Origin of the sequence: Mesorhizobium sp. M0047 (genome assembly GCF_040323315.1) — a bacterium.
Lineage (GTDB): Bacteria > Pseudomonadota > Alphaproteobacteria > Rhizobiales > Rhizobiaceae > Mesorhizobium.
Genome location: NZ_JAMYUW010000054.1, coordinates 1 through 16,536, shown reverse-complemented (window position 1 = coordinate 16,536; position 16,536 = coordinate 1). Strand labels below are relative to the sequence as shown.

At 63.3% G+C, this 16,536-nt stretch carries 18 protein-coding genes and 1 tRNA gene; 10 read left to right on the top strand and 9 right to left on the bottom strand.

Annotated features, from left to right (window positions below):
* The first annotated feature begins 54 nt into the window (after positions 1-54).
* The 6 genes from NKJ89_RS32020 to NKJ89_RS31995 all read left to right on the top strand — a co-directional run bounded on the left by NKJ89_RS32020 (position 55) and on the right by NKJ89_RS31995 (position 3,593).
* Positions 55-798: a DUF899 family protein gene (locus NKJ89_RS32020; RefSeq protein WP_352608485.1), complete on the top strand. Its 744-nt coding sequence runs from the start codon at positions 55-57 to the stop codon at positions 796-798.
* A 95-nt stretch (positions 799-893) separates the two neighbouring features.
* A complete protein-coding gene (locus NKJ89_RS32015) occupies positions 894-1,430 on the top strand; it encodes a DUF4142 domain-containing protein (RefSeq protein WP_352608484.1) in 537 nt (178 codons plus the stop codon).
* A 181-nt stretch (positions 1,431-1,611) separates the two neighbouring features.
* A complete protein-coding gene (locus tag NKJ89_RS32010) occupies positions 1,612-2,001 on the top strand; it encodes a DUF6152 family protein (RefSeq protein WP_023761306.1) in 390 nt (129 codons plus the stop codon).
* The gene (locus tag NKJ89_RS32005; protein ID WP_352608483.1) at positions 2,002-2,463 is read left to right on the top strand and encodes a hypothetical protein; all 462 of its coding nucleotides are present in this window, start codon (positions 2,002-2,004) and stop codon (positions 2,461-2,463) included.
* A 98-nt stretch (positions 2,464-2,561) separates the two neighbouring features.
* On the top strand, positions 2,562-2,954 hold the full coding sequence (locus NKJ89_RS32000) for a RidA family protein (protein ID WP_352608482.1): 393 nt from the start codon (positions 2,562-2,564) through the stop codon (positions 2,952-2,954).
* 246 nt (positions 2,955-3,200) lie between these two features.
* Positions 3,201-3,593 carry a RidA family protein gene (locus NKJ89_RS31995; RefSeq protein ID WP_023761309.1) on the top strand — a complete coding sequence of 131 codons (393 nt, stop codon included), beginning with the start codon at positions 3,201-3,203 and terminating at the stop codon, positions 3,591-3,593.
* A 56-nt stretch (positions 3,594-3,649) separates the two neighbouring features.
* Here NKJ89_RS31995 and NKJ89_RS31990 read toward each other — a convergent pair.
* Positions 3,650-3,742: transfer RNA gene (locus NKJ89_RS31990), tRNA-OTHER, on the bottom strand.
* Positions 3,743-3,810: 68 nt separating this feature from the next.
* A complete protein-coding gene (locus NKJ89_RS31985; RefSeq protein ID WP_352608481.1) occupies positions 3,811-4,233 on the bottom strand; it encodes a hypothetical protein in 423 nt (140 codons plus the stop codon).
* A gap of 322 nt (positions 4,234-4,555) precedes the next feature.
* On the opposite strand from NKJ89_RS31985, the gene NKJ89_RS31980 reads away from it, so the two are divergent.
* Positions 4,556-5,158, top strand: coding sequence for a hypothetical protein (locus tag NKJ89_RS31980; RefSeq protein WP_352608480.1), 603 nt, complete (start codon positions 4,556-4,558; stop codon positions 5,156-5,158).
* Here the strand turns inward: NKJ89_RS31980 and NKJ89_RS31975 are convergent.
* The 5 genes from NKJ89_RS31975 to NKJ89_RS31955 all read right to left on the bottom strand — a co-directional run bounded on the left by NKJ89_RS31975 (position 5,145) and on the right by NKJ89_RS31955 (position 11,648).
* A complete protein-coding gene (locus NKJ89_RS31975) occupies positions 5,145-5,426 on the bottom strand; it encodes a hypothetical protein (RefSeq protein ID WP_352608478.1) in 282 nt (93 codons plus the stop codon). The two genes, NKJ89_RS31980 and NKJ89_RS31975, sit on opposite strands and share 14 nt — an antisense overlap.
* A gap of 146 nt (positions 5,427-5,572) precedes the next feature.
* Positions 5,573-9,076, bottom strand: a complete 3,504-nt coding sequence (gene carB, locus NKJ89_RS31970) for a carbamoyl-phosphate synthase large subunit (RefSeq protein ID WP_352608477.1) — start codon at positions 9,074-9,076, stop codon at positions 5,573-5,575.
* Positions 9,077-9,300: 224 nt separating this feature from the next.
* Positions 9,301-10,194, bottom strand: a complete 894-nt coding sequence (locus tag NKJ89_RS31965; RefSeq protein ID WP_352608476.1) for an SH3 domain-containing protein — start codon at positions 10,192-10,194, stop codon at positions 9,301-9,303.
* 273 nt (positions 10,195-10,467) lie between these two features.
* Positions 10,468-11,226, bottom strand: a complete 759-nt coding sequence (locus NKJ89_RS31960) for a metallophosphoesterase family protein (RefSeq protein ID WP_352608475.1) — start codon at positions 11,224-11,226, stop codon at positions 10,468-10,470.
* Positions 11,227-11,291: 65 nt separating this feature from the next.
* The gene (locus tag NKJ89_RS31955) at positions 11,292-11,648 is read right to left on the bottom strand and encodes an ArsR/SmtB family transcription factor (RefSeq protein WP_352608474.1); all 357 of its coding nucleotides are present in this window, start codon (positions 11,646-11,648) and stop codon (positions 11,292-11,294) included.
* A gap of 190 nt (positions 11,649-11,838) precedes the next feature.
* On the opposite strand from NKJ89_RS31955, the gene NKJ89_RS31950 reads away from it, so the two are divergent.
* Positions 11,839-13,017 carry an MFS transporter gene (locus NKJ89_RS31950; RefSeq protein WP_352608473.1) on the top strand — a complete coding sequence of 393 codons (1,179 nt, stop codon included), beginning with the start codon at positions 11,839-11,841 and terminating at the stop codon, positions 13,015-13,017.
* A gap of 10 nt (positions 13,018-13,027) precedes the next feature.
* Here the strand turns inward: NKJ89_RS31950 and NKJ89_RS31945 are convergent, their stop codons facing one another.
* Positions 13,028-13,483, bottom strand: a complete 456-nt coding sequence (locus tag NKJ89_RS31945) for a MarR family winged helix-turn-helix transcriptional regulator (RefSeq protein WP_023761317.1) — start codon at positions 13,481-13,483, stop codon at positions 13,028-13,030.
* Positions 13,484-13,699: 216 nt separating this feature from the next.
* Here NKJ89_RS31945 and NKJ89_RS31940 point away from each other — a divergent pair, with 216 nt between their 5' ends.
* Positions 13,700-14,494 carry an SDR family NAD(P)-dependent oxidoreductase gene (locus NKJ89_RS31940; protein WP_352608472.1) on the top strand — a complete coding sequence of 265 codons (795 nt, stop codon included), beginning with the start codon at positions 13,700-13,702 and terminating at the stop codon, positions 14,492-14,494.
* A gap of 216 nt (positions 14,495-14,710) precedes the next feature.
* Here NKJ89_RS31940 and NKJ89_RS31935 read toward each other — a convergent pair whose 3' ends face one another.
* A complete protein-coding gene (locus NKJ89_RS31935) occupies positions 14,711-15,310 on the bottom strand; it encodes a LysE family translocator (RefSeq protein ID WP_023761866.1) in 600 nt (199 codons plus the stop codon).
* A gap of 95 nt (positions 15,311-15,405) precedes the next feature.
* Here NKJ89_RS31935 and NKJ89_RS31930 point away from each other — a divergent pair, with 95 nt between their 5' ends.
* Positions 15,406-16,275, top strand: a complete 870-nt coding sequence (locus tag NKJ89_RS31930) for a LysR substrate-binding domain-containing protein (RefSeq protein WP_352608504.1) — start codon at positions 15,406-15,408, stop codon at positions 16,273-16,275.
* The last annotated feature ends 261 nt before the right edge of the window (positions 16,276-16,536 follow it).

Sequence of the window (16,536 nt, the reverse complement as noted above, 5' to 3'; positions counted from 1 at the left end):
GGGTCGCAGAACAACCGTGCCGGGACGCCGGCGCGACGATCCAAGGAGACGATCATGATCACCTTTCCCAACGAATCCGCCAGATACCGCACCGCGCGTGAAAAACTGCTGCGGAAGGAAATCGTGCTGCGCCGCGCCATGGAGGACGTGGCCGAGGCACGGCGGGCGCTGCCGCCGGGCGGACTGATCCGCCAGGACTATGAGTTCGACGGGCTGGACACCGAAGGCAAGTCCGCAAAGGTGAAACTGTCGGAGCTGTTCGCGCCCGGCAAGGACAGCTTGATCCTCTACAACATGATGTTTCCGCGCCACCCGCAGGAGACGCGGGACGTGGCCGCGAGCGGCGGCACGGCGAAGCTTGCGCGACAGGACCAGCCATGTCCGTCCTGCACGGCGCTGCTCGACCAGTTCGACGGCGCGGTCGGGCATCTCGAGGCGGCCGGCTTCAATTTCGCGGTGGTCGCAAAGACCGCGCTCGAAAACCTGGTCACGCTCGGCCGCGACCGGGGCTGGCGCAACATGCGGCTGGTGTCTTCGGCTTCCAACAGCTTCAAGCGCGACTACAATGCCGAGAATGCCGACGGCGCGCAGATCCCGCTGCTGTCGGTGTTTCATCGCGATGCGGATGGCATCCGCCATTTCTGGTCTTCCGAGCTCGGCTTCGCGGCACCGGAGCCCGGCCAGGACCCACGCGCCATCGGCACCTGCGAGATCCTGTGGAACCTGATGGATTTCACGCCGGAAGGCCGGCCGAACTGGCACGAACAGCTGCAATATGGCGAGGCGTGCTGCCATTGAGGTGCCGTCGTTTGGCGAGAAAAGATGTTCGCGCAACCTCGTCGCTTTTACCGCGTTGGAATGTCCGAGGGATAGTTCAAACCCGGAGACATGCCATGAAGACCCTTCTTGTCCTTACCGCCGCGGCATTGCTGGGCGGCGCGCCCGCCTTTGCCCAGTCGACGCCGCTTGTCGCCACGACCAAGGTCGACACTTCGACCTTCATCAAAATGGTGCCAAGCGCCAATGAGTTCGAGATCCAGTCCAGCAAGCTCGCCGAGCAGCAGGCTACCGACGCCGATGTCAAGGCATTCGCCAAGCAGATGATCGCCGATCACACCAAGGCCGGCGAGGATTTCAAGACGGCTCTCAGCCTCGGCCAGACAACCTCGGCCACGGCACCTTCCGGTCCGGCACTGCAGCCCAAGGAGCAGAAGATGCTCGATGAGCTCAAGGGCGCCAGCGGCGGTCAGTTCCAGGCGAAATACATCGAGATGCAGACCAACGCCCACAAGGAAGCCGTCGCGCTGTTCAGCGCCTATGCAAAGTCGGGCGACGAGCCGGCGATGAAGGAATTCGCCAAGAAGACGCTGCCGACGCTGAAGATGCACGAAAGGCACGTGAAGGAACTGGCGGTCGCGCACCAGGGTTGAAGGCGTTCAAGTCCGCGCTCTACGGCGGAGCCGTAGAGTGCTGCGGTGGATGCCAGCCCGTCTGGCAAAACCAAGCACCACAAGCTGGCCCTGGCGGCACCGGCCTTTCCCGATGTGATTTGACCTTGCCGTGCCGTGTCCTACTCTCGATTGCCTGCTGAATGAACCGAGGAGACCAGCGATGCAGTCACCTTTCAACGCAATTCGCGGCGTCGCGCTGACGGCGACCGTGATCCTCGCCGCCGGCACCGCAGCCTATGCCCATCATGGCTGGTCGTGGACGCAGGATGGGTTTTTCGAACTCAGGGGCAAGATCACGGCCATCTATATCGGCAATCCGCATGCCACGCTGGATGTCGACGCAAAGGGAGAGGCCTGGCGGGTGGAGCTGGCGCCGGCATCCCGCACGATCGCCGCCGGCTTCACGGAGGACGTTGCCAAGGTCGGCGACGAAGTGACCGCGATCGGCAACCGCTCGCTCGAGGGGACCGAAAAGCGCATGAAGGCGGTGCGCATCATCGTCAATGGCGAGACATACGTTGTCCATCCAGAGCGTGTGCCACCGGCCTAGATGGCGGAGTTCCTAGCCGGTATCGAGCAACTTGCCTTCGCGCGCTGGCTGAAGGCCTCCTTCGTTGCCTACCCCGTGGTCAATGCGCTCCACATCATGTCGATCGGCGCGCTGCTGACCAGCGTCGTTCTGATGGACCTCAGGATCTGCGGCGCCTTCCGCTCGCTGCCGCACGCGGCGTTCGTCGCGCTGCTGCGCCGCATTGCATTGGCGGCGTTCGCGGGTGCGCTCGTCACAGGCTCGCTGCTGTTTTCAGTGAGGGCTAGCATCTATGCGGCGATGCCGATCTTCCTGGCCAAGATGACACTCATCCTTGTTGCCGGCGTCAACCTGCTCGCCTTCCTGCGCTTTTGCCGCGCTACAGGCAGCGACGAACCGGCAGGTGGGACCGCTCTGGCCGTGCTTTCGATTCTGCTGTGGACCTCAGTGCTTTTCGCCGGACGGTTCATCGGTTTTCTCTAGCGCCGCATCTTCCTTCTCCCCCAGGGGGAGAAGGGAAGAACGGCGCTGGCGTTCCGCCCGTGCCAGGATAAGCTCCTGCAAACTCAGGGAGGATTGCCATGAAGAAGGAAATCATCGAAGTGCCGGTGCTGTCGGCGGCCGTGCGCAGTCTGGGCGTGCCGCTGTCGCTGGTGACCAGGGCCGCGGGGCTGGTCTTCGTGTCCGGCACGCCGCCGCTCGACATCGCGACCGGCAGGCTGGTCAAGGGCGACATCGAAACCCAGACCGAGGCGTCGCTGAAGGCGCTGAAACACTGCCTGGAAGCGGCGGGCACCTCGCTGGACAATGTGGTGATGGTGCGCATCTACGCCGTCAATTCCGGCTTCTACAACGCCATCAACCGCGTCTATGCCAGGCATTTTCCCGAAAACCCGCCATCGCGGACCTTCGTGCCGGTGGCGTCGTGGCCGATGGAGTTCGATATCGAGATCGAGTGCGTGGCGACGGGTTGAGGCCTGGACCATGCGTCGGCGCTGGCGTTCCGCCAGTGCCGGGACAAGCTCCCTGAAATCAGAGGTTCACGCAAAAGACCCCCTCATCCGACCGCTGCGCGGCCACCTTCTCCCCGCTGGGGAGAAGAGGAAGGCGCCGACGTTGCAAGTCTCCTCTCCCCTCGGGGAGAGGTCAGCCGAGCGAAGCGGAGGCTGGGTGAGGGGGCCTTTGCGCCAACCTGTCCAACAAAGGGGAGGAGAACCACCATGAAGAAAGAAATCATCGAAGTGCCGGTCATGTCGGACAAGGTGCGGGCGCTCGGCCTTCCCTGTTCGACAGCGGTCAAGGCCAACGGCTTCGTGTTCATCTCGGCGACGCCGCCGGTGGACATGGTGACCGGCGAGATGGTGCGCGGCGACATCGAAACGCAGACCGAGGCGTCGCTGAAGGCGCTGAAACATTGCCTGGAAGCGGCCGGCACTTCGCTGGACAACGTGGTGATGGTGCGCATCTACGCCGTCAATTCGGGCTTCTACAACGCCATCAACCGGGTTTACGCGAAGTACTTCACCGTCAACCCGCCGGCGCGCAGCTTCGTGCCGGTGGCGTCTTGGCCGATGGAGTTTGACATCGAGATCGAGTGTGTGGCTGTGGCGTGAGGGGCGTCCTTTTTGCTAACATCTCTTAGATTTGACGTCGTTGATGCATCGCCGTATGGAAAAGACGGGAGGATTAGAACCTCCACCACCTGGGGCGGGCTGCGACCGCTTCGTAAACCTCAGGCGTGCTTCCACTACACTACGTCTCTATATGGCCATACAAGGCGGTGAGGAACCACCGTCTTGTATGGTTGTCTTTCTCACAGTCGTTGGATACTCAGGACGCATCCGGCAGATTTGGGTCGTGCGTCAATATCCAGCGTCCATCCTTTCTGTAGATGATGCCATCACCTTTCAACCGAGATAGCTGTGGGCTAAGACTCGATCTTGGGTAAATTGTTCCAAGTTTATCATTAACAATTTCAAGTATATCTACCGTTGTCATTCCGCCAGTTGCTCCTCTTAGAGCTTCAATTGCGGCATCTTTCATTGTTCTCGGCGCGTTCTCATCTGCCGACGCCGGTGTTATTTTTTTTTGATCTGCCCCTGCGGAGTCGTCAATTTTTATATTTGCTGCTGCTGCCGCTGATTCGATCTGTCTAATTTCATCTTCAATAGAGGCAAGCTGGCGACGTGTTTCCTCCAGCGCTCTTTTGAGCGTTCTATACCGAGGGGAAAGGAATTCGCTTAACGAGACCATGAAGCCAAACTATCAGAAGTCTTGGACTCTTACAAGAGAAAATCGGACTCGAGTCATGGTTAATGAGTCCCCAAGTAATTTACGGAAAATCAGGTTGGCATGAGTGTTGCTACGCGCAGTAGCGCCTTTGGGGCCCAAAAGTGCTACTCGACCGCGTGAGTCATGGTTAACGAGTCCTGACTGGATCAGACAATATTGCGCTGGAATATAACGCGTCCTCGGCCTGCCGCGCTAAGCGCCTGAGTCAATTCGCCACATCGCCTTAAGATTTATTTAACCATATGATTCTGTTATAGTTTCTGCTCTGGCGGAGTCGAATCATATGGACGCGACTTATAACCTCAACGGCGGCTTCAAGCCGACAATGAAGCGGTTTGCTGATCTCGCAGGTCCTGACTACTTCCCAACGCCCGCTTGGGCGACGCATGCCTTGATGGAAAATGAAAAATTCTCTGGCGAGATATGGGAGTGCGCCTGCGGCGACGGCGCAATGTCTCGGGTTCTGGAGAGCCGTGACAATCCAGTTCGAAGTTCCGATCTATTTAATCGTGGCTTCGGTGAAGCTGGGATTGACTTCAACATAGCCCGCACACCGGCAGACAACATCGTGACCAATCCTCCTTACAATAGCGCAGAAAGTTTCGTGCGCTCCGGTGTGAAACTGGCGCGCAATAAGTTCGCACTGCTTTTGAGGCTAGCTTTTCTGGAAGGGGCAAATCGAGCGAACACGATCTTCGCTGAATGCCCGCCCGCGCGCGTCTGGGTGTTTAGCGAGCGCATCACCTTCTATCCAGCAGGCGCTGTTCAAGCTGGTTCCGGAACCACGGCCTACGCTTGGTTCGTCTGGGACAAGAGTGCACCAGTGCAAACTGAATTAAAATGGTTTCAGCCGGGATATAAAGCGAAGTTCTCTAGGGCCGCTTAAACCCTCTATAGATACTCTGTAGATGCCCGTCATAGATGAGGTTTCCAGGTTGGTCCTTGTGCGATTTGATGTTTCGGACGATCTGGGAGAATCGATCGTCTTGTCGACCCTCGAGCTGCTCTTCATCTTCAGCGCTTAGCGGAATGCGGTCCCGAAGCTTCGCAATCAATCCTGTGGTGGAAATCTCCCTATTAGGTTCGGCAGCTATAATCGCCAAGACATCTTTTGAAATATCTGCTTCCCCAATCCTTCCGGATTTCTTAGCCATTCTTCCCCTCCCAAAGTTGACGAAGGAGAATGACTCTAAAGGGGGCTAAGTGCAACGGGCTGTTGTCGATCCGCCACGCCGGCGGGACAGTACCCCCCTCTGGCCTGCCGGCCATCTCCCCCACAAGGAGGGAGATTGGCTAATCCTCAAGCAAAATACTCCTGCAGCGGCCTCACTTCGAGGCTCCCCGCCTTCAGCGCCGCAATCGCCTCAGCCACCGCAGCCGCGCCCGACAGCGTCGTGTAGTACGGCACCTTCTGCATCAGCGTCGCACGCCGCAGCGACTTGGAGTCCGACACCGCTTTCTGGCCGTCCGTCGTGTTGAAGACGATCTGCACCTGGCGGTTGCGGATGGCGTCTTCGATGTGGGGGCGGCCTTCCAGCACTTTGTTTATTTTCTCGGCGACGACGCCGTTTTCGGCGAGGAAGCGGGCAGTGCCGGAGGTCGCCATGACCTTGAAGCCCAGGCCGGCGAGGCGCTTGACCGCCGGCAGGATGCCTTTCTTGTCCTCGTCGCGCACCGAGACGAACAGCGTGCCGGAGCGTGGCAGGTCGACACCGGCGCCCAACTGGCTCTTGGCGAAGGCGAGAGCAAAATCGCGGTCGAGACCCATGACTTCGCCGGTCGAGCGCATTTCCGGGCCGAGCAGGATGTCGACGCCGGGGAAGCGGGCGAAGGGGAAGACGGCTTCCTTGACCGCGATGTGGCCAGGGTTCCTGGGGTCGGGCATGGCGCCGTAATGGGCGAAAGCGTCTTCCAGGCTCTCGCCGGCCATGATGCGGGCAGCGATCTTGGCAATCGGCCGGCCGATGGTCTTGGCGACGAAGGGCACGGTGCGCGACGCACGCGGGTTGACCTCCAGCACATAGACCGTGCCGTCCTTGATCGCGTACTGCACGTTCATCAACCCGCCGACATTGAGCGCACGGGCAAGGGCGGCCGTCTGCCGCTCCAGCTCGTCGACCAGGTCCGAAGGCAGCGAGTGCACCGGCAGCGAGCAGGCACTGTCGCCCGAATGGATGCCGGCTTCCTCGATGTGCTCCAATATGCCGGAGACGAAGGTGTCCTTGCCGTCGCAGAGGCAGTCGACATCGACCTCGATGGCGCCGGAGAGATAGGTGTCGAACAGCAGCGGGTTCTTGCCCAGCAGCGTGTTGATCTGGCCGGTCTTGTCGTTGGGGTATTTCTGCTTGATGTCCTCCGGCACCAGGCCCGGCACTGTGTCGAGCAAATAGCTTTGCAGCATGCCCTCGCTGTGGATGATCTGCATGGCGCGGCCGCCGAGCACATAGGAGGGGCGCACCACCAAGGGGAAGCCGAGCTCGCCGGCGACGAGGCGGGCCTGCTCGACCGAGTAGGCGATGCCGTTCTTCGGCTGGCTGAGGCCGAGCTTGTGCAGCAGCTTCTGGAAGCGGTCGCGGTCTTCGGCGAGGTCGATCATGTCGGGCGAGGTGCCGAGGATCGGGATGCCGGCCTTCTCCAGCGCATCCGCCAGCTTCAGCGGCGTCTGGCCGCCGAACTGGACGATGACGCCGACCAGCTCGCCCGACGCCTGCTCGGCGCGCAGGATCTCCAGCACGTCCTCCGCCGTCAGCGGCTCGAAATAGAGCCGGTCGGAGGTGTCGTAGTCGGTCGAGACCGTCTCCGGGTTGCAGTTGATCATGATCGCTTCATAGCCGGCGTCGCGCAGCGCAAACGCCGCGTGGCAGCAGCAATAGTCGAACTCGATGCCCTGGCCGATGCGGTTGGGTCCGCCACCGAGGATGACGACTTTCTTGCGCGACGAGACCTGCGCCTCGTTGGCGAGCGCGCCGGCAAACGGCACTTCATAGGTCGAGTACATGTAAGCGGTGGGCGAGGCGAACTCGGCCGCGCAGGTGTCGATGCGCTTGTAGACCGGATGAACGTCGAGCTTTTCACGCGCCTTCTCGATCACTTCGATGTCGGTTCGGGTCAGCGACGCCAGGCGGGCGTCCGAAAAACCCATCGCTTTCAGCATACGCAGGTTGACGGCATCCTCGGGGATGCCGTGCTCGCGGATGCGGGCCTCCATGGCCAGGATGCCGGCGATCTGCTCGAGGAACCACGGGTCGATCTTGCACATGGCGTGCACGTCTTCCAGCGAGGTGCCCATGCGGATCGCCTGCGCCACCATGCGCAGCCGGTCGGGCGTCGGCGTGCCGAGTGCTGCGCGGATGGCATTGCGGTCGTCGGCATGGTTGGCGGTCGCGGCACCGTAACCGAGGCCGGGGATCTCGATCTCGTCGAGGCCGGTGAGGCCGGTTTCGAGGCCGCGTAGCGCCTTCTGCAGCGATTCCTGGAAGGTGCGGCCGATGGCCATGACCTCGCCGACCGACTTCATCGCGGTGGTCAGCACCGGCTCGGCGCCGGGGAACTTTTCGAACGCAAAGCGCGGGATTTTCGTCACGACATAGTCGATGCTGGGTTCGAACGAGGCTGGCGTCGCGCCGCCGGTGATGTCGTTCTCCAGCTCGTCCAGCGTGTAGCCGACGGCGAGCTTGGCCGCGATCTTGGCGATCGGGAAACCGGTCGCCTTCGAAGCCAAGGCGGAGCTGCGCGAGACGCGCGGGTTCATCTCGATCACCACCAGCCTTCCGTCCGCAGGATTGACGGCGAACTGCACGTTGGAGCCGCCGGTCTCGACGCCGATCTCGCGCAGCACCGCGATCGAGGCGTTGCGCATCATCTGGTATTCTTTGTCGGTCAAGGTCAGGGCAGGGGCGACGGTGATCGAATCGCCGGTGTGCACGCCCATCGGGTCGATGTTCTCGATCGAGCAGACGATGATGCAATTGTCCGCCTTGTCGCGGACGACCTCCATCTCATACTCCTTCCAGCCGAGCACGCTTTCCTCGATCAGCACTTCGGTGGTCGGCGAGGCATCGAGGCCGGACTGGACGATCTCGTAGAATTCGGCGCGGTTGTAGGCGATGCCGCCGCCGGTGCCGCCCATGGTGAAGGATGGGCGGATGATGGCGGGCAGGCCGACATGGTCGAGCGCCTGGGCTGCAATCGCCATGCCATGACTGATGTAGCGCTGCTTGCGGTCGCCTTCGCCGAGGTTCCAGCGGGTTTCCAGCGCATCGAGCGCGGCGTCGAGATCGGCCGGCTTCTCGGCTTTCAGCGCGGCGCGCTCGGCCTCGTGCGTCTTGCGGTCGGTGTTCTTGACGTCGGTGGCGTTGGCCAGCATCGACTTCGGCGTCTCCAAGCCGATCTTCTTCATCGCCTCGCGAAACAGCGCGCGGTCCTCGGCCTTGTCGATGGCCGTGGCGTCGGCGCCGATCATCTCGACATTGTAGCGCTCCAGCACGCCCATGCGGCGCAGCGACAGAGCGGTGTTGAGCGCGGTCTGGCCGCCCATGGTCGGCAGCAGCGCGTCGGGCCGCTCCTTGGCGATGATCTTGGCCACCACTTCAGGCGTGATTGGCTCGATATAGGTGGCGTCGGCCAATTCCGGGTCGGTCATGATGGTGGCCGGGTTGGAATTGACCAGGATGACGCGGAAGCCCTCTTCCTTGAGCGCCTTGCAGGCCTGGGTGCCTGAATAGTCGAACTCGCAGGCCTGGCCGATGACGATGGGGCCGGCCCCGATGATCAGGATCGACTTGATGTCGGTGCGTCTTGGCATGTCACAGGTCCGTTCGGCGGGCGGCTTGCACAAAAAACCGGGACGGGAAGACCCGGCCGGTTGTGCTCGCGATTCTGGTATCAGGCTAGGAGGGCCTTATAGGGAAGAGTTTTGACTGATGTAACCCCGAAAATGCGAGAGAGCAGGGAGTAGGGATTGGGGAGTAGGCAGTACGGGACGTTCAAGCGCCTAATGCCTATTCCCTACTGCCCAATCCCTGATCCCTAATCCCCCAGCGCCAACTGATCCGTGATCTCGAAGCGTTCCGACACCCCGACGCGGATCATGTTGAGGCTGCCTTCTCGGGTGAAGCGGAAGTCACCGGGCGCGTCGGAGCTGGCCGGCTTGCCGGCGACGAAGGAGATGATGCGCGTGCCGCCATCGGGCCAGGTGACCGTGATGTCGGCCTTGTCGGCGGTGCGCATGGCGCTGACCTTGCAGCGCTGCATCGGCTGGCCGACATAGCGGGCGCAGGGGATCTCGTCGGGGGCAGTAGCGGGCGGCTGTGACGCCGCGGCGTCCTGGACATCTCCTGCCGGCGAGGTTTCGGCCGCCGCCAGTGCCAGGCCATAGGCATCCTGCATCGCGGCGCGGCCGATTTCGGTGGCGGTTTTCGGCATGCTTTCAGTTGCCGGACCGGTGCCCCCCAGCCGCGCCGCCAGGTCGGGCGGCGGCTGGGCCGCAGCCTCAGCGGCGGCTCCGGCCTCCGGCTTGCCCGCCGCGTCGCCAGTGGAAGCGACCACCGGCGCATCCGCCGGTTTTGTCTCGCCTTCGACATAGGGGGCCGGATTGAGGGGGACGAGGTAGCGCGCCGGCGCCCATCCGCTGGCCTTCGGATCGTCGGTTTCAACCTTGCACCACTGATGGCCGTCAATGTCGTTGCAACCGAGATTTTTCACGCGTGCACCACTGGCCAGGCGTGTCTCGGTCTTGCCGACCGGCGATGGCTTGGTGCGGAGATTGAGCAGATCGTCCGGCGCCAGTCCTGTGACGATGGAAAAGACGAGATCCGGCGCTTCTTCGGCCATAGTGGGGGCAAGGACGTGCCATGCCGCCATCAGCAGCGGAGCGACAATCAGCGCATTCAGGGATGTTCGGAGCGTAACTGTGCGCCTCATCGTTTGGCCGTGCGCTGATATCATACCGGGACGTGTCGAACCCGCCGCGTACCCGGCCGGTTTTATAAGGGACGAGGCGCCGCCATGTAAGCCCGAAAATTCGATCGCGTTCTGGCCGTGCTGGCAGAGGTCCAGCCCGACCAGTTCAGCCTGGCGGCATGAACGCAAGTGCGTTCAGCCAGGCATGAACGCAAGTGCATTCAGCCTGAGGCATGAGCTTCGCTCAGCCTGGTGGCATGAACGCAAGTGCGTTCAGCCAGACATGAGCTTCGCTCAGTCTGGCATGAACCCCGTCCTGAGCGCGTGGGCCCATTCCGGCCGGTCGGCCTGTTCGGCTTGGCGCGCCGCTGCCTCATGGTCGTAGCTGACCGCGATGTTTTCGAAACGGTCGGGCTGGCCTGCGTCACCCAAGGTCACGATGCCGTAGCGGGCGTGCGGCGAGCCTTGCTCGGAGACATGCGCCGGCGGTGTCGCATCATCATAGGCGGGGCAGCCGATGCTTCCGGGATTGAAGATGACCGGACCATCGGGGATGCGGATCAGCTCCGCCCGGTGGCTGTGGCCGCACAGTGCGATGCGGCAGCCGGGATCGAGCGGCTTCAGCCGGCGCCGGATCGCCGCCAGCGGAGCGCGCACCAGCTGGCCATTGACGATCGTATCGGCGAGATATTTCTCGTCGTGGTCCGGGCGGGCGTGGAAGGCGATCACGCCGGGCGCGATCTCCAGCGTCAGCGGCTGTTTGAAGAGGACTTCGCGCTGCGCCTGTGTCAGCCGCTGCTGCGCATAGACATCGGAGGCCCACATGGTCTCATCGGCCGGGTCGGCGGCGACGCGGCGATCGTGGTTGCCGCGCACCGTCGGCAGGTTGAGCGCCTCCAGCCGCGCAAACGTCTCGCGCGGCCATAGCGGGCCAGAAACGCTGTCGCCGAGATTGACGGTCAGGTCCGCGCCGCCGCGCTGGCGCAGATCCTCAAGAACGGCGTCCAATGCCAGCACATTGCCATGGATATCGGCGAGGACGGCAATGCGCATTTTTGGCGGCTCCGTGGGTTGACGAGCGGGAAGGCAGGCCTTGCAGACAACCGAGCTTTGGAGGCTTACGCCGGCACGTCGATGTCGTGGGCACCAACCACCGGCAGCGCCGGATCGTCGCCGGCGGCGGCGATGACACTGTCGAGCAGACCGGGGAAGCGGGCGTCGAGATCGGCGCGGCGCAGCGTGATCATGCGGTTGGTGCCAACCACTTCGGCGCGGGTGACGCCGGCCTCGCGCAGTTTGGCGAGGTGGTAGCTCAGATTGGTCTTCGAGCCGAGATCGAGGAACCGGCTGCAGTTCAGCGGCACGCCTTCCTTGCTGGCGAGATAGCGCACAATGGCGAGCCGGGTCGGGTCGCCGAGCACGCCGAGCACGATGGGCAGGCTGATCTGGTCCGTATTGGGGTGTGGCAAGGTCATGGCTGGAAACTAAGCGCAGTTTCGGCCGATTTCAACGCATCCATCCCGCCGTAGCTGTCCACACTGTTGTGCGTAATCCATGCTGACACAGGGCTGTCAGGAGGGGTCAGCTAATTTTCCTTCGCTTCATTGACATCATGCCCTTTCCTGTCCAATTGTTCAATAACTGTTGAACTAAGGACTTCGCCCCATGGACAAGCGCCTCTTCTGGCTTGCACTCGGATCGTTCACCATCTCGACCGAAGGCTTCGTCATCTCCAGCCTTCTGCCCGACATCGCGGCGGATGCCGGCATCTCCATCCCGCTGGCCGGCACGCTGATCACCGCCTTTGCGCTCGCCTATGCGGTCGGCACGCCGATCCTGGCGACGCTGACTGGCGAATGGGACCGGCGCCGCGTCATCCTGTGGACGCTGGTGTTCTTCGTGCTCGGCAACATCGCCGCCGCCTTGAGCTCCTCCTTCGAACTGCTGTTGATCGCGCGTGTCGTAATGGCGCTGTCGTCGGGCCTGTTCGCGGCGACCGCGCAAGGCACGGCGGTGGCGTTGGTCGATGACCATCACCGGGCGCGTGCCATCGCCGTCGTCGTCGGCGGCACCACGGTGGCCGTCGCCGTCGGCGCGCCGCTCGGCGCGCTCGTTGCCACCATTGCCGGCTGGCGCGGCACCTTCTTTGCCATCGCCGGCCTTGGCGCGCTTGCGGGCGCGATTCTGTGGTATCGGCTGCCGCAGGGTATCGTTGGCACCAGGCTGCCCTTGAAGCGCAGGCTGGCTGCCGCGCTGCGTCCCGGCGTGATGCCGATCCTGTTGACGACAGTGCTGGCGCTGATCGGCGCCTTCACCGTCTTTGCCTTTGTCGCGCCGCTCGCCATCGAGGGCGGCGGGCTCAGCCAGATCGCGCTGCCCGGCATGCTGCTCGCCTTCGGCGTCGGCGCCGTCATCGGCAACATTGGCGGCGGCCAGGCAGCCGACCGGTTCGGCGCGACCCGCACCGTCGGTTGGTCGTTGGCGCTGAGTGCCGGCATGCTGGTCCTGCTGTCGGTCATCCCGACCTTCCTGCCGCACCATATTGCCGGGCCGGCGCTGATGGCGATGATGGTGCCGTGGGGCATAGTCGGCTGGGCGTTCCCACCGGCGCAGGCGAGCCGCATCATCAAGCTGGCGCCCGATGCTGCCCCGATCGTGCTGTCGCTTAACGCCTCGTCGCTCTACCTGGGCGTCGCGTTGGGTGCCGTGGTCGGCGGCGTCGTGCTGCGCTACGGCGCGCCGGCCGATCTCGGCCTTGTCGCCGCAGCCTTCCCGATCGTCGGGCTCGGCATCCTGCTGGCCGGCAGCTGGGCGGCCAGGACGGTCGCAATGCCGGCTGAGTAGTACGGCCGGCTCAACTGGCCGGCGGCAGGTCGAAATCGAGCGCGGCGATCTCATCCAGAGCCGCGCGCAGCCTTTCCGCCTTGTCCTTGCCGGCCACGTCCTCGAAACGCTGCTGGGCAATTTGCCACAGCTTCATCGCCTCATCCAGCTTGACTAGGCCTTTTGGCGTCAACCGTACGCGCTTGATGCGGCGGTCCGCCGGGTCGGCGAAGGTCTCGACATAACCGTCGCGGATCAGCGGCTTCAGCGTATGGCCGAGTGCCGACAAGTCCATGATCAGCGAGGCCGCAATAGCGCCCATCGCTGGCTCATCGCCGATATGAATCTGGTAGAGCAGGCCCTGCTGCGTGGCCTTCAGGCCCGAAGGCGCCATCACATCATCATAGAACTGGCCGAGCTTGCGCGCCGCACGGCGCAGCGCGGCGTTGTTGCAGAGCGTCAGGCCGGGCAGGGTATCCTTCGACATACTGTGTCCTTGGCGCCGGCGAATAATGCCCGGCCGCCACGTCTCAAATAATCCCCATTCCGATCATTGACAAGATAGTGGCATATGCCTATTTGCGTGATGGTGGCATATGCCACTAAATGAATCAAATGGCTTTGCCTGCAAGGCGAGGGTGATCTCTCGGGGCCGGCGGCGAGGTCGAAACGAAGCAAAGCAGTTCGAAGAAGGAGCAAGACAGTGAGTGGACAGAGCAACAAGGGCACGGCGGTCGTCACCGGTGCTTCGGCGGGCATCGGCGCGGTCTATGCGGACCGGCTGGCGGGGCAGGGCTATGACTTGGTGCTGGTGGCGCGGCGCGCAGACCGGCTCGAGGACCTGGCGGAGAAGCTACGAAATGCCTATGACCGCAAGGTCAGCGTGATCAGCGCGGATCTGGCCAACGACAATGACCTGCGCCGCGTCGAGCAGGCGATATCAGCCGATGACAGCGTGACGCTGCTGGTCAACAATGCCGGCCTCGGCGGTGCGCAAGTGGTGGCGACGGCGGACGCCGATATCGCCGAGCGCATGATCAAGGTCAATGTCGTCGCCCTGACGCGGCTGACCCGTGCCGTGTTGCCCGGCCTGATCGCACGCAATCGCGGCGCCATCGTCAACATCGCATCGGTGCTGGCCTATGACACCTCGTTCGGCGGCATCTACAGTGGCACCAAGGCGTATGTCGTCAACTTCACCGAGGCCCTGCAGCGTGAGGTCGCTGACACCCAGGTGAAGGTGCAGGTCGTGTTGCCGGGCGCGACCCGGACCGATTTCTGGGAGATTGCCGGCAGCGATATCGACAGCGTCCCGCAAGAGATCGTCATGAGCGCCGACAATCTGGTCGATGCAGCACTTGTCGGCCTGGCCAGGGGCGAAGCCGTCACCGTGCCGGGACTTGCCGATCCGGCCAAGCTGGACACTTTCCTCGGCGCCCGGCAAGTCTTCTTCGGCAGCCTGCACGCCAACAAGCCGGCCGCGCGCTACGCGGCTTGAGCTGGCAAGGCTGGTTCGCTTGCGAACCAGGTCCCCCACCCCGCTGCTCCGCAGCGACCCTCCCCACAAGGGGGAGGGTGAGGAAGCGCCTCGTCCGCCCGTGCGACAATGGTCTTGTGGGGATGCGAAAAAGCTGCGCTCCCTACCTCCCCCTTGTGGGGAGGTCGGACCGTAGGTCCGGGTGGGGGTGCTGGCGCGGATTTTGGCTTGAGCGTTTTACGCCGTCCGCCACATCGGGATGATCGATGCGGCAAGCACCAGCGCCAGCACGATGTTGAGCGCGCGCCATTGCCGCTCGGTCTTGAGCAGCCGGGCAAGCAGCATGCCGGCCACGCACCACAGCGAGAGCGAGGCGGCGGCGGCGAGGCCGAAGGTGACGCCGAGCAGCAGCGCAAGCTGCATCGGCCCGCTGGCCAGCGCCGCGAACGAGGCTGCGGCACCCAATCCCATCGCCCAGCCTTTCGGGTTCATCCATTGAATGCCGGCGCCGCCGAGAAAGCTGTTCGGTCTGGCCATGGTCACATCCAGATTGGGCGGTCCGCTGCGGCCGATCTTGATCGCCAGCCAGACGAGATAAAGCGAGCCGATGACCTTCATCGCCAGTTGCAGCGAGGGCACGGCAAGCAGCAGCCCGGCGAGCCCGGCGGCGGTCGCGCCGGTCACGGTGGCGAGGCCGGCGGCGCTGCCGACCAGCAAAGGCACGGAACGGCGAAAGCCGAACTGCGCGCCGGACGCCGTCGACAAGGTCGTGGCGATGCCGGGCGTTGTGGTGGCAACGATCGCAAACAGGATGAGCGGGATGACGGGCTCGAGCATGTGGTTTCCTCTGAGAGGTAGCGATCGTAGCGGAGAGCTAGCTTCAGTAAATGCAATGTTTGCCATGGTTAGCATTAGCAGCCATAATGCATGCCATGATCCGAAATCTCGACATGGCGCTGATCCGCACCTTCATCACCGTCGCCGACAAGGCCAGCATGACGGCGGCTGCCAACGCACTGCACCTGACGCAAGGTGCCGTCAGCCAGCAGGTCAAGCGGTTGGAGGAGGCGCTCGGCTCAAGCCTGTTCGAGCGCGACAGGCGCGGCTTGCGGCTGACGCGCGCCGGCGAACAGCTGCTCGGCAAGGGCAAGCGCCTGCTTGGCCTCAATGACGAAATCTGGGCCGAAATGGCGGGCACTCCGGTTGCTGGCCAGGTGCGGCTCGGCGTGCCTTACGACCTTGTCGGCACCTTGCTGGCACCGGTGCTGAAGACATATGCCGAGACCTATCCGCAGGTCGAAATATCGCTGGTCTGCGCTTCGTCGCCCGAGTTGGCCGCTGCCCTTGCGGCCGGGACCATCGACCTCGCGGTGATCGAGGAACGCGTCGGCCCGTCGGCGGGCGAATGCCTTGTCATCGACCGGCTGGTCTGGGTCGGCGCCAAGGGCGGTGTTGCCCGTGCCAAGCGGCCGCTGCCGGTCTCGATCGTCGCCGACACCTGCGCCTTCCGTCCGGCGGTGCTGGCGGCGCTCGGCGAGCATGGGCTGGAATGGCGCACCGTGTTCGAAAACGGCAACATCGACGCGACGACGGCGACAGTGCGTTCCGACCTCGCGGTCACTACCTGGCTTGCCTCCACGGTGCCGGCCGATCTCGACATATTGCCATCGGAGTCCGGGCTGCCGCCGCTGCCGAATTTTTCGATCAATCTGCATTTGCCGAGGCATGGGGTAGGGCCGGCGGCGCAGGAATTCGCGCGGTATATCAGGGATGGACTCGCACGGCGGCTGGTGGCGGCTTGAGGCCTGGAAGAACTTGGGTTCCTCGCCCCACGAATGTGGGGAGAGGTGGCTCGGCGAACCCGAGACGGAGAGGGAATTGGCGCCGAAGTGCCAAGTTTTCACAAAGCATCCGCCCTACGAAGCCCCCGCTCCGGCCGCGTCGCCGCCCCCACTCCCCCAAGTCAAGGGGGCGAGGGACCCAGGCCCGGCAATTATAAATCCAGTTCTTGCGCCGCTCGAGTTAGGCTTACCATGGCTGTACCGGGACAAATGAGCCGACCG

Excerpts from the sequence above, each read along its gene's own strand:
- NKJ89_RS32020 (WP_352608485.1), top strand. The coding sequence starts at position 55 with ATGATCACCTTTCCCAACGAATCCGCCAGATACCGCACCGCGCGTGAA.
- NKJ89_RS32015 (WP_352608484.1), top strand. The coding sequence starts at position 894 with ATGAAGACCCTTCTTGTCCTTACCGCCGCGGCATTGCTGGGCGGCGCG.
- NKJ89_RS32010 (WP_023761306.1), top strand. The coding sequence starts at position 1,612 with ATGCAGTCACCTTTCAACGCAATTCGCGGCGTCGCGCTGACGGCGACC.
- NKJ89_RS32005 (WP_352608483.1), top strand. The coding sequence starts at position 2,002 with ATGGCGGAGTTCCTAGCCGGTATCGAGCAACTTGCCTTCGCGCGCTGG.
- NKJ89_RS32000 (WP_352608482.1), top strand. The coding sequence starts at position 2,562 with ATGAAGAAGGAAATCATCGAAGTGCCGGTGCTGTCGGCGGCCGTGCGC.
- NKJ89_RS31995 (WP_023761309.1), top strand. The coding sequence starts at position 3,201 with ATGAAGAAAGAAATCATCGAAGTGCCGGTCATGTCGGACAAGGTGCGG.
- NKJ89_RS31985 (WP_352608481.1), bottom strand. The coding sequence starts at position 4,233 with ATGGTCTCGTTAAGCGAATTCCTTTCCCCTCGGTATAGAACGCTCAAA.
- NKJ89_RS31980 (WP_352608480.1), top strand. The coding sequence starts at position 4,556 with ATGGACGCGACTTATAACCTCAACGGCGGCTTCAAGCCGACAATGAAG.
- NKJ89_RS31975 (WP_352608478.1), bottom strand. The coding sequence starts at position 5,426 with ATGGCTAAGAAATCCGGAAGGATTGGGGAAGCAGATATTTCAAAAGAT.
- carB (WP_352608477.1), bottom strand. The coding sequence starts at position 9,076 with ATGCCAAGACGCACCGACATCAAGTCGATCCTGATCATCGGGGCCGGC.
- NKJ89_RS31965 (WP_352608476.1), bottom strand. The coding sequence starts at position 10,194 with ATGAGGCGCACAGTTACGCTCCGAACATCCCTGAATGCGCTGATTGTC.
- NKJ89_RS31960 (WP_352608475.1), bottom strand. The coding sequence starts at position 11,226 with ATGCGCATTGCCGTCCTCGCCGATATCCATGGCAATGTGCTGGCATTG.
- NKJ89_RS31955 (WP_352608474.1), bottom strand. The coding sequence starts at position 11,648 with ATGACCTTGCCACACCCCAATACGGACCAGATCAGCCTGCCCATCGTG.
- NKJ89_RS31950 (WP_352608473.1), top strand. The coding sequence starts at position 11,839 with ATGGACAAGCGCCTCTTCTGGCTTGCACTCGGATCGTTCACCATCTCG.
- NKJ89_RS31945 (WP_023761317.1), bottom strand. The coding sequence starts at position 13,483 with ATGTCGAAGGATACCCTGCCCGGCCTGACGCTCTGCAACAACGCCGCG.
- NKJ89_RS31935 (WP_023761866.1), bottom strand. The coding sequence starts at position 15,310 with ATGCTCGAGCCCGTCATCCCGCTCATCCTGTTTGCGATCGTTGCCACC.
- NKJ89_RS31930 (WP_352608504.1), top strand. The coding sequence starts at position 15,406 with ATGATCCGAAATCTCGACATGGCGCTGATCCGCACCTTCATCACCGTC.